The organism is Halobacterium zhouii (assembly GCF_021249405.1).
Classification (GTDB): Archaea; Halobacteriota; Halobacteria; order Halobacteriales; family Halobacteriaceae; genus Halobacterium; species Halobacterium zhouii.
The window spans coordinates 2,474,947-2,486,575 of record NZ_CP089593.1; the positions used below are offsets into that span (position 1 = coordinate 2,474,947).

At 65.3% G+C, this 11,629-nt stretch carries 8 protein-coding genes; 6 read left to right on the forward strand and 2 right to left on the reverse strand.

Annotated features, from left to right (window positions below):
* Positions 1 to 7: 7 nt before the first annotated feature.
* Positions 8 to 436, reverse strand: coding sequence for a hypothetical protein (locus tag LT970_RS12955; protein ID WP_232686897.1), 429 nt, complete (start codon positions 434 to 436; stop codon positions 8 to 10).
* A gap of 151 nt (positions 437 to 587) precedes the next feature.
* On the opposite strand from LT970_RS12955, the gene LT970_RS12960 reads away from it, so the two are divergent.
* Positions 588 to 1,265, forward strand: coding sequence for an HD domain-containing protein (locus LT970_RS12960; protein ID WP_232686898.1), 678 nt, complete (start codon positions 588 to 590; stop codon positions 1,263 to 1,265).
* A 435-nt stretch (positions 1,266 to 1,700) separates the two neighbouring features.
* On the opposite strand, the gene LT970_RS12965 is transcribed toward LT970_RS12960, so the two are convergent.
* A complete protein-coding gene (locus tag LT970_RS12965; protein WP_232686899.1) occupies positions 1,701 to 2,450 on the reverse strand; it encodes a DNA polymerase sliding clamp in 750 nt (249 codons plus the stop codon).
* Positions 2,451 to 2,881: 431 nt separating this feature from the next.
* On the opposite strand from LT970_RS12965, the gene LT970_RS12970 reads away from it, so the two are divergent.
* The 5 genes from LT970_RS12970 (at position 2,882) to LT970_RS12990 (ending at position 11,608) form a co-directional block, all read left to right on the forward strand.
* Complete coding sequence (locus tag LT970_RS12970; RefSeq protein WP_232686900.1) at positions 2,882 to 4,180, forward strand: DUF4382 domain-containing protein; 1,299 nt, start codon at positions 2,882 to 2,884, stop codon at positions 4,178 to 4,180.
* A gap of 238 nt (positions 4,181 to 4,418) precedes the next feature.
* Complete coding sequence (locus LT970_RS12975) at positions 4,419 to 4,835, forward strand: GtrA family protein (RefSeq protein ID WP_232686901.1); 417 nt, start codon at positions 4,419 to 4,421, stop codon at positions 4,833 to 4,835.
* A 137-nt stretch (positions 4,836 to 4,972) separates the two neighbouring features.
* Entirely contained in the window at positions 4,973 to 6,937 is a 1,965-nt protein-coding gene (locus LT970_RS12980; RefSeq protein ID WP_232686902.1) for a PQQ-dependent sugar dehydrogenase, read from the forward strand.
* A gap of 214 nt (positions 6,938 to 7,151) precedes the next feature.
* The gene (locus LT970_RS12985) at positions 7,152 to 10,217 is read left to right on the forward strand and encodes a glycosyltransferase (RefSeq protein ID WP_232686903.1); all 3,066 of its coding nucleotides are present in this window, start codon (positions 7,152 to 7,154) and stop codon (positions 10,215 to 10,217) included.
* Positions 10,214 to 11,608 carry an endo-1,4-beta-xylanase gene (locus tag LT970_RS12990; protein WP_232686904.1) on the forward strand — a complete coding sequence of 465 codons (1,395 nt, stop codon included), beginning with the start codon at positions 10,214 to 10,216 and terminating at the stop codon, positions 11,606 to 11,608. Before LT970_RS12985 ends, LT970_RS12990 begins: the two co-directional genes overlap by 4 nt.
* Positions 11,609 to 11,629: the final 21 nt, after the last annotated feature.

An 11,629-nucleotide genomic window follows, 5' to 3' on the forward strand; every position in this document is an offset into this window, starting at 1 on the left:
GACGCGGTCACACGAACGTCACGCCGACGATACCCTCCGCGAGCTCGTCCGTCGACCGGATCTCGCCCGTCTCGTAGGTCTGTCCGGGTTCGACGTCCGCAGACTCCGGGACGAAGAACAGCACGCGCTCGTTCGTGTTTCCGTACCGGATGACGCGCGTCTCGTACCCCCGCCAGTAGCGGTCCACGAGAAACGCTTCTCCCTCCTGGATGGGCGTTTCGGGCGTGTAGTCGAGCGGGTTCGATACCACCTCGAAGCGCGCGTCCGGGTGGAAGTCACTGGCGTAGATCCGCGCCAGCGCGTCGGCTTCCTGTTCGGTCGAGGCGCCCCGAACGCCCGGCAGTCCGAACGCGAGCGCCGCGGCGGTGAGCGCACCCGCCTGCACGGCCGCTCGGCGGGACAGTGACGGACTGATGGTGTCGTCGTCTGGAGGCATAGTGAACGCCCGGATTGACGGGTCCGTCGCCGAAAGGCGTCGTGACGAGTTCGTGTGCCGGCGCGTGCAGGATGGCGTCCGGAACGTTGCCGGTGGGACGCTGCGCTGTCCGGGCGAGTAAACTTTGTACCGGGGCGCTAGACGCTGTGCCATGACTCGACCCGACGACCCGGTGTTCGACCGGGTCGCAGACGAGATGGCGGCGCACCTCGCTGACGACGGCACCGGCCACGACATGCACCACGTGTGGCGCGTCTGCCGCGTCGGCACGCGCATCGCGGAGGCGGAGGGCGCGGACTCACGAATCGTCGGCGTTGCTGCGCTCGTCCACGACCTTCACCGCGTGCGTGGCGACGACTTCACGCACCCCGAGGAGACCATCCCCGAGGTCCGCGACATCTTCGCCGCGGCAGACGTGCCCGAGGAACTCGTCGACCCGGCGTGCCACTGTGTGGCCGTCCACGAGGAGTACGGTTTCGAGGACGACCCGATGGCCGCCGAAACCGTGGAGGCCGAGGTACTCCAGGACGCCGACAATCTGGATGCCATCGGTGCCATCGGCGTCGCTCGCGCGTTCCAGTTCAGCGGCTCGCACGGCAACCTCCTCTGGGACCCCGACCGCCCGTTCCCCGACGACGATGCCTACGAGAAGGAGGGTTTCGCCGACTCTGACCAGCCGGCCAGCACGCTTCACCACTTCCACTCGAAACTCCTCCGCCTCCACGAGAACATGAACACGGAGACCGGACGGGAGATTGCTGCGGAGCGCCACGCCTTCCTCGAGGAGTTCGTCGAGCGCTTCGAGGCGGAGTGGTACGGCTCGAAGTAGCTCGGTCGGTTTCACCGACCGAAACGCTTGCTCGGACTCACATAGTTGCGAACAGACGACGGTATCCGTTCTTCAGGCCGGGTCGTCGCGCTCCCGCCTCGGCCGACCTAGACAAGCAGTCAACGCATGACCGGGGTTGGTTCCGTCCTCCTATTTGAATCTACGCAGCCGGTAGTGGTCGGCAGTCGAATTAGCCGGTAGCCACCAGCATTCGCGGGCCGAGCGGTTCGGTAGAACCCGAGGCACGCGATTCACTCTGGGAACGTCGCGAGGCGCTACGCGCCTCGGAATGCGCGAGCGGCACGAAGTGCCGTGAGCGAGTGAGCAGAGGCCGACGACTGAGGGGAGTGAGTGAAACGAACGGACCGAAGGAGGAGTGTTTTTATCGTAGCTTTTGCCAGAGCGCGCCGTAGGCGCGCTCGCAGCAAAAGGTACCTAGTCGGACTGGATGCGCGGCGCGAGCATGTAGGTGACCCGGCCCTGGGCCTCCGCAATATCGAAGTGGAGCTTGACGGGGAACTCCTCGCCGAGGTCGAGTTCGACTTCGGCGTCCTTCGGGATGGCCTTGTTCATGTCCTTGAGGTAGTCGAGGCTGAACAGGCTGTTGGCGGGGCTGACGTCGAGGTCGATGAGGTCGTCGCGGCCGAGTTCGAGGTGGACGTCGTCGGTATCGCCTTCGGCCTCGACGTAGAACTCCTCGGCGTCGGTGTCGACGCCGAGCGCGATGTGGTCCGAGACCATGTCGGCGGCGCGGACGGCGCGGTCGAGGTCGGCGCCTTCGAGGACGACGTGCGCGGAGAGGTCGTCGCCGAGGTCGGGAATCTCGGGTTCCTGGCGGATGGAGTCGGGGTCGATGAGCGCGAGCGTGTACTCGAGGCCCTCGATCTGGATGTGGAGTTTGCGGGTCTCCTCGTCGAGTTCGAGCTGGACGAGCTGGCCGGCGTCGGCCATCCCGGCGATGTCCTCGAGTCGGGAGAGATTGACGCCGATGACGCCGCCGTCGGCCTCGTAGGATTCGAACGCAGCAGCTCCGAGGTCGAGTTCGACCATGCCGACGTTCGCGGGGTCGACGGCGAGAATGGAGATGCCGTCCTCGTCGAGGTGGATCTTGCATTCGTCCACCAGAACGCTCACGGAGTCGAGTGCGGTCCGGAGCGTGTCGGCGTCTACAATCGCCTTGAACATGTTGCCAATCGCTACGAAATCCGGGAATAAAAACCCCTGCGGTACGCGTGCGCGCGAGCCGGCTTGGCGTGGACGCCTTCGTCCGGTGGTTCTCGACGGGCGGGTTCGTGTCCTCGACTGGTGACTGCCAGCGGCAATCGCAGCGTTTTGGTGGGCTGTTTGGGCCAGTTTGGTGCGCGCGGTCTGATGCGGGAGTTTGGTGTGATCAGTCTAGTGTGGCCAGTTAGTGTAGACGGTCTAGCGGGGGTAGTTTGTCGCGCGCAACCGGAGACCGCCTGGTGGGAGGTTCGACAGCAAGGTTGCAGGCTGGTTACCGCGTGGGGTCCCCGAAGCACCCGGGTTAATTGGGCTTAATTGGGGTTCTCGAGCCCGAAAGCCGGGTTGAGGACTTCCCCCTTTTAGGAGGTGGTGGGACGTGGAGGTCGAGTGCAATGAGCCGAATCGCATCTAGTCTGCTGGTGGCCTCGCTGGTGGTGCTCGCGGGTTGCGCGGGCGCCATCGGCGGCCCCGGCGGCACGCAGGCGTCGGACAGTGGCACAGTAGCGTTCTACGTGAGCGACGAGCAGAACGCGATCGAGCAGTTCAGCCACCTGAACGTCACAGTGACGGAGGTCGCGTTCGCCGGCGTCGAGAACGCGTCCGTCGGGGCCAACGCCACGGCGAACGCTTCGGCGACCGCGTCCGGGAACGCGAGCACGAACGGAACCAGCGGCGCTGCGGGAACGGCGTCGGCTGACGCGGACGCTGAAGCCTCTGCGGAGGCCGAGGCGGGCCTCGTCACGCGGGACGTCGAGGACCGCACCGTGGACCTGACGACCCTCCAGGGCGCGAACGCGACCCTGCTCGGGAACGTCAGCGTGCCCGCTGGCGAGTACGAGAAGGTGTTCGTGCACGTGAGCGAGGTCAACGCCACGCTGCAGAACGGCGAGTCGGTGAACGTCAAACTCCCGAGCCAGAAACTCCACGTGAAGAAAGGCTTCGCGACTAACGCGTCGGGGAGCGTGGACTTCGTCTTCGACATCACGGTCGTCGAGGCCGGCAAGAGCGGGAAGTACATCCTGAAGCCGGTCGCGAGCGAGTCCGGCACCGACGTCGAGATCGAGGCCGTTGGCGCTGCGGGCGCCGCGGCGAACGCGGAACTCGACGTGAGCGTGCTCGGGAACGCGTCCGCCGGCGAGAACGCCACCGTGAAGGTAACTCACCAGGGCGACGCGGTCGCGAACGCGAAACTGCTCGCGGACGATGAGGTCGTCGCCACGACGAACGCGAACGGCACCGCGCAGGTGCACGTTCCCGCGGACGGCGAACTGGAACTCGAGGCGACCGCGAACGCGAGTGCCAGCGGTAACGCTGGCGAGAACGGCGACGGTGCCGTTCTCGACGGCGAACTGGAGGTCGAGATTGGCGCTGGCGCGGCGGCCGGCGGTGAGAGCGACGATGCAGACAACGGCGGCGACGCGAGCGGTAACGCGTCCGCCGACCTCGCGGTCGCCATCGAGGGTTCGCTCGCTACCGAGAAGCACGCGACCATCCTCGTGACGGACGGCGACGGCGACCCGGTCGAGAACGCGACCGTCACCGTCGACGGGACGGTCGTCGGCGAGACGAACGCGGGCGGCGAACTGACTCTCGACGGAACGGCGGACGTGAGTCTGGACTCCGAACTGGTCGTGACCGCAGACGGCGAGCGGGTGACGCTCTCGGCCGGCACCGTCGCGGCAGCGAACTGATTCACTGAACTGGCGGCTTGAAGTAGCCAGTCGGCCGTGGTGACCGGCTTTTTCGCGAGCTCCTCCGGGGTTTCGTAGGTAACTGGTCGAAACGAGTAACGTGTAGTCTACACAACTTTTGCCCCGTGTATTGGGTTGTCAAGGTAGAGGTGTGGGCAGCGCTCCGACTCGACTGTAACCACGGGCTGATACCGTCAGTCGTGTGGACCGGAAGGGAGCGCAATTCCCTCACGGGGAGATGAGCTACCGGACGCTGCTCGCACCAACCCGGTTCGGACAGTTTCTCTCGGTCGGCGCTGTCGGCGCCGTCCTCGATAACATCGTCCTAGTGGGCCTCGTAGAACTGACGGTGCTCGGGCCGGTGGTAGCGGCGCTGCTCGCGAAGGAGGCGTCGATTCTGTTCATGTTTGGTTTAAACGAGCGGTGGACGTTTGTCGGCTACGACGACGGCGACATCGGGGAGGTAGTGTGGCGGCTGGTGAAGTCGAACGCCGTGCGGTCTATCGGAGCGGTCGTCGAGGTGGCGACGCTATACGCGTGTTACCAGTGGGCCGGCATCTGGTACGTCGCCGCGAACATCGTGGGTATCGGAGTAGGGTTTTTGTTCAACTACACGCTCGAGTCGCTGGTCACCTGGCGCGTCCACGAATCGTGAGTCGTGGCGAGACCTGTGATAGTCCGTCAGGCTGCGGGGTCTGTCGCCCCGCGGCGGTGCCGGCCAGCGTGATGGGCTGAAGTAGCCACTGGATAAGCGGCCTATACTAAATAGAGCAGCCCCGCTCGTGTGTATCGATGCCGTCGTACGAACAGCGGACGCCGGACGCATCGGCGTCCAGAGGAATCGGCCGTCGTGCGTTCCTCGGCGCGGCACTTTCCGGACCGTTCGCAGTACGAACCGCCCGCGCAGAGCGTCAGAAGACCATCGAACTCCTGGGTGCAGCCGACGGCTGGGTGGGTCGATCGCCGGCGTCTATCGAGAGCGAGCGGAATCCGACGCTCACGCTCGAGTCGGGGACGAAGTACGCTATCGTCTGGGAGAACAGCGACGGTGCGCCGCACAACGTGACCATCGAGGACGGTGAAGGGGGCGTGCTCGTGCGGAGCGACATCGTCTCTGAGCAAGGCGCGACTCAGACCGTCGAGTTCACTGCGACCGACGCGATGTCGACGTACTACTGCGAGGTCCACCCGTCGTCGATGCGGGGCGAGGTGACCACGAGTGGCCACAACGAAACTAGTAGCGGGGACGAACCGCTCGGTGAGCAGCGCGCCATCCCGATGGGACAATCGGTACACCTAGAGCAGGTTGCTGGCGGTCTGACGTCGCCAGTGGGGCTGGAGGCGGCGCCAGGGGGAAGCAGACTGGAGGTGGTGCTCGATCAGGTCGGGGTCGCGTACCGCCTCGAGGACGGGTTGGCCGACGACCCGTTTCTGGACGTTCGGGACCGCCTCGTGGCCATCGGAGAGGGAACGTGGGCGGATTACGACGAACGAGGACTGCTCGCGCTCTCGTTTCACCCAGCGTTCGAACAGAACGGGCGGTTCTATCTACGGTACAGCGCACCGCCCCGAGAGGGTGCGCCGTTCCAGGACTATGGCCACACGGCAGTCGTGTCGGAGTTCGAGGTGACCGAGGACGGGCTACACGGCGATCCGGAGAGCGAGAGAATCGTACTCGAGGAGCCGATGCCGGGGCCGGTACACAACGGTGGCGGCATGGGATTCGGGCCGGATGGCTATCTCTACATAGGGCTGTCAGACGGGAGCAGCACGAACGATGTCGGCCCGGGACACGTAGAGGACTGGTACGAGGGGAACGCCGGCGGAAACGCGCAAAACGTGCGTGCGAACCGGCTCGGCGGGGTGTTGCGCATCGACGTGGACGGCCGGGAGGGTGAGAAAGGCTACGCGATTCCCGACGACAACCCGCTCGTGGGGAAGCCTGGGCACGACGAGTTCTTCGCGTGGGGATTGCGGAACCCCTGGCGTTTGTCCTTCGACAGCGAGGGTCGGTTGTTCGTGAGCGACCCCGGCGTGCAGCGCTTCGAGGAGATAAACATCGTGGAGAAGGGCGGGAACTACGGGTGGAACGTGCGGGAGGGAACCCACTGCTTCGACGCCGAGAACCCTGGCGAGCCACCCGCAGAGTGTCCATCTTCGACGCCCGATGACGTTCGGGGCGGAGAGCCGTTGCTCGACCCTATCATTGAGTATCCCCACTGGGACGACTTCGGCAACCCCGTGGGGACGGCTGCCATCGGCGGCTACGTGTCGGAGTCGGGGTCGGTGGACGCGCTCGCAGACAAGTACGTGTTCGGGGACTTTAGCAGGGATTACCGGCGGGCGTCTGGGTCGTTGCTGGTCGCGACGCCGCCTGACGGCGATGGGTTGTGGTCGGTGGAGAAACTCGTAGTGGAGAACGAACCAGACGGCCGCCTCGGACGGTTCGTGTTCTCGCTAGGGCGTGGCGGCGACGGCGAACTGTACGTGTTGACGAACGAGACGGGCGGCCCGAACGGGGACACCGGGGCCATCCATCGCATCGAACCGCCGGGCGGTCTAGAGGAGACGACGGCGACGAGCGCGTCTTCCAGCGGGACTGGGCGACGAACCACGGCAGGCGGTGGGCCGGGTGGTACCGGCGACGAGTCCGGAGGTGGTTCGAGTATCGATCGGGCCGCGGGGGCGTTCTTGCTCAGTGGGGTGGCCGGGTTGGCGGCGTACCTGGCAGTCCGCCAGGGGTCGAACGGCGAGTAATCTCGCCTTGTCGCGATGAGAACCCACCCGGGACGGGGAGCCAAGCCGGCGCGCCTTCTGCGGCGGCGGTGGCGTGTAATCGGCAGTAACTGTCAGAATGTATAGGTCGCCACGTTGTCGCTGACGCCGGGGATAAACCACCTGAAGCACAAGCTACCATTTATGACAATATCTCAATTATAACAAAGGATGCAATCACCCTGTCTGTACTTCCATGGATGCGACAGTGGTGTCGATGGTGTTCGAGGGGGTTGCTATTCTCATCTGCCTCAGTTGGATCTGGGTCAACTCCTATCATTACTACCCGATGGTCGTCACCGCCCTGGAGTCACTCCTTCAACGCGCCACGGGACCGGCGTCGACGGGTCAGGACCTCGTCGCCAACGGAAGCCAACCAGCCAGTCCCGACAGTCTCACACTGACGATTCCCGAGCAGGAACTCCCGTCCATCGACGTGCTGCTCCCCGCCTACCGGGAGGGGAGCGTCATCGAACACTCTATCGGGTCTATCCGGGAGGCGGACTACCCACAGGACAAATTGACCGTCACCGTCCTCCTGGAACCTGACGACGACGAGACGACCGAGGTGCTTGACCGCATCGAGGACGACTACGAGTTCGACGCCCTCACTGTCCCTCCAGAGTACCCTGGCGACCAGAACAAACCCCGCGCACTCAACTACGGCTTCGAGAAAATCAGTGGTGACGTCGTCAGCATCACCGACGCTGAGGACGTCGTCCACCCGAAACTCTACCGGGGCGTCGCGGAGAAACTGGCCGCCGGCCACGACTACGTCCAGGGTCGCCTCGATATGGTGAACGAGAACGACGGCTGGATGAACCTCCTGTTCCGCGCGGAGTACGGCTACTGGTATCTCGTGAACACGTGGGCGAAGTACAAACGCCGTTATCCCATCCCGCTGGGTGGAACGACGTGTTTCTTCCCCCGGGAACTCCTAGAGACGATGAGCGAGCGCCGCCTCGAGAAGTACGAAGACCCCTGGTCGGAGACGGACTGGGCGTGGGTCGAGGACCACGCCCTCCAGGGATACCGCCCCTGGGACCCCCAGAACGTCACCGAGGACTTCGAACTGGGGCTGTTCCTCTGGCAGGAGGGGTACAACGCGGGCTACCTGAGGGACACGCCAACCGACGAGGAGTCTCCGCTGTCGATGCACGCGTGGGTGCGACAGCGAACGCGCTGGAAGAAGGGGAAGATCTACACGTTCTTCCAGTACCTCCGATACCCACCCGATACCACCGAGGGGAAGTTCCACGTGTACACGCAGTCCGCCGTCCCCCACCTCGGTCCCGTCAGTCTCGTCGCGACGGCGGTCCTCTTGCTTGGCGCAAACTTGCTCGGATACCCACTCCACCCCATCACGAGCACCGTACTCATCGCCGGGTTTCTGATGGCCACGGTGGTCGTCGCACTGTACGCGTACGGCTACTGGACGGTGTCGGAGAAGCCGTGGCCGATGCGGCTGCGGCGCTCGACGGTGGTGGCGTTGACGCTGCCGATGTACTGGTTCATGCAGTGGGTGGCGGACGTTCGCGCACTCAGACAGACGTACGCTGGCGAACTCCACTGGGCGAAGACGACCCACTTCGGGCGGAACGTCGACCCGGACGCCACGGCAATCTCGGGAACGACAGCGTACCCGGCCGACGGCGAACCGACCGCCGACGCGGAAAACTCAGGGTGGGTGAACACCGAACACTTGCTCGCCCTCGCCAGCGTCGTCTTCGTTGGCGTTGGCCTGCGAATCTACGGCCTCACGGACTGGAGCCTGTATGGGGACGAACTGTACTCCGTCACATCGCGAGCAGCACTCCCCGTCCGGGAACTGCTCATGGTCCCGTTACCCCTTGACTCCCACCCGCCGCTTTACTACCTGCTGTTGCACTACTGGATGGACCTGTTCGGGAACTCGGTGGCGAGTATACGCTCGATGTCGGTCCTCCTGGGGGCGGGCGCGATACTGATAATGTACGCCCTCGGCACCGAACTGTACGATTCACGGACCGGCCTGCTCGCGGCGTTCCTTCTCGCCATCTCCACGTTCCACATCCACTACAGCCGCGTCGCCCGCATGTACAGCCTGTTCGTCCTACTGGCATTGGCGTCCTGGTACGGATTCACCCGACTCCGCACTCGCTCGACCAGCGCCTCGGTGGTGTACGTCGTCTCGACGGCGTTGCTGGTGTACACTCACGTGTTTGGGTTGTTCGTCGTCGCCGCCCAGTACGTGTACGTCCTCCTCTCGGAGACGAACGCGGGCCTCGACTGGCGGCGCTGGGCGGGCGTACAGGCCGCCGTCGGCGTGCTGACGGCACCGTGGGTAGCCCGACTGACCTTCCACGTGTGGGCGCTGCTGACCGGGGTCCGCGAGGGGGGCATCATCTCGTGGGTGCCGCCGCCACGCATCGGCATCGTGACGAACACCGTCCTGCGGTACGTCGGGTGGCCGCACAATTTCCCGCTGCTCGTGGAGTCCGGGTGGTCGCGGCTAGTCGCTGCAGTTCTCGTGGTCGTGTACGTCGTGTGTGCTGTCCTTGCAGTCGCGACGTACACCGACGACCGGGAGTGGCAGTTCGCGGACATCTCCGCCGTCGGCCAGCTTTCGGTGCTCCTCGCCGTCCCGATCGTGGTGCCGTTCCTCGTCTCCTATCTGGTGACGCCCGTCTATTTCCCGCGGTTCACTATTCCGGCGAGTCTGGCCCTGTTCCTGTTGGTCGCAGCGGGAATTACGAACATCTCCGCCCGCAAACACCAGATTGCCGTGTTGGTCGTCATCGTGGCGTGTTCGGGGGTGCTCGTCGGCCAGTATCACACGACGAGTACGGAGGCCGACTGGGCTGCCAGCGGTGAGTGCCTCACCGAGGGGACCGAACCAGGTGATCTGGTACTGTACCAGACGTTCTGGACGCAGAACTACGTCGAGTACTACCAGCAGTCTCCCGGGGTGACGAAACGCGGCGTGTTATCCCCGGACGAGCCGACGGCGAACCGCGAGTACGCCCTCAACCTGACGCAGGTCCGGGCGGCGGCTGCCGACCACGACCAAGTGTGGCTGTTCCAGTACCAGCCGTCGGCGGCCAACCGCCTGCTGTCCACGCTCCGGGAGACCCACTCCATCACGCTCGTCCGCGACTACGGCCCGATGTACGTCTACCGCCTGGAACGCGCCCCATCGCCCCCCGTAACGTGGCCCACTGACCCCTACGCCGCCGAGTTCCCCGGCGTAAGCGCGGGGTCGTGTGGAGGTGCCGGCGAATGAGTGACCGCCCGACGAGTCGGCGCCGGTTCCTGCGTGCCGGCGTCGCCGGCACCAGCGGCGTTCTGCTCGCTGGCTGCTCCGAACTCTGGCCCGGCACTCGGGACGCGAGCGAGGAGCAAGCGGACGACGCGGGCGGCGGGTCGACGACGCGAGTCAGCGACCCGGATTCGGAGACGTCGGACCGCATCGAAGCCAACCGGACGGGGCGGCTGGTGGTGACTACCCGGGACGAGAACGGCGACCCGGTATCGGACGCCCGAGTGTCCGTGACGATGCAGGCCCACGCGTTCGATTTCGGGTCGTCCGTCGACGCGTACTATCTCGTCGACGAAGCAGGCCCGGGCGGCCCGTACCGGGAGCAACTCCGCAACCTGTTCAACACGGCCGTGGTTGAACACCGGAACAAGTGGCGGCCGTGGGAGCAGTCGAGCGAGCGTCAGTACGCGCTCGACGCGACGACGTGGCTCCTTTCCCAGGGATTCAGACTGCGCGGCCACGCAGTCATCTGGCAGCGGTTCGACCAGCCGGTCGTCCCGAAGGACGTGGTGGCAAAAGTACGCTCGGACGACGAGAACCGTGCCGCGTACGTCGCTCGGCGGAGCCGCGAACACGTCTCGGACATCGTCGGGCACTACGCTGGCGACGTCGCGGAGTGGGACGTGGTGAACGAACAAATCCACGTCCACGAACTGACGGACGTGTTGAATCCGGACGCGCCGCCGACGCGCGCCCAGGCGCTCGTAGAGTGGTTCGAACTGGCCCGCGAGGCCGCGGGCGATGCGACGCTCTACCTCAACGAACACGACGTGCTCACTGACGACCACCCCGGCGTCCGGGAGGACTACGAGACACTCGCACGATTCCTCCTGAACGAGGGCGCGGACCTCGGCGGAATCGGCGTTCAAGGCCATTACAAGACCCCCGGGGAGACCATCTCGCCGGCCACTGTCCGCGAGCGATTCGACAGGTACGCCGACCTCGGTCTCGAGTTGAAGGTGACGGAGTACGACACGTACGGCGACGAGTGGACTGAGTCCGAGGCGGCGACCCACCTGGAGCAGTTCCTCCCGGCAGTGTTCGCGCACCCGGCGACCACGGGGTTCCTGACGTGGGGGTTCTGGGACGGCGCGCACTGGGCGGACAACGCGCCGTTCTTCCGGGAGGACTGGTCGGCGAAGCCCGCGTGCGACGTTTACCGGTCGCTCGTCTTCGACGAGTGGTGGACGACCGAGTCGGGCCGAACCGACAGCGAGGGGCGGTTCGAGACGTCCGTCTTCCTCGGTGAACACGAACTCGTTGTCTCCGTGGCGGGCGAGAGCTACGTGGACCGAGTCCTGGTCACCGACCCGTCGAGGGAGACGGCCGCCGAGGTCCGAGTCTCACTCGGCTGACCGCTCGCGACGTCAGCCCGG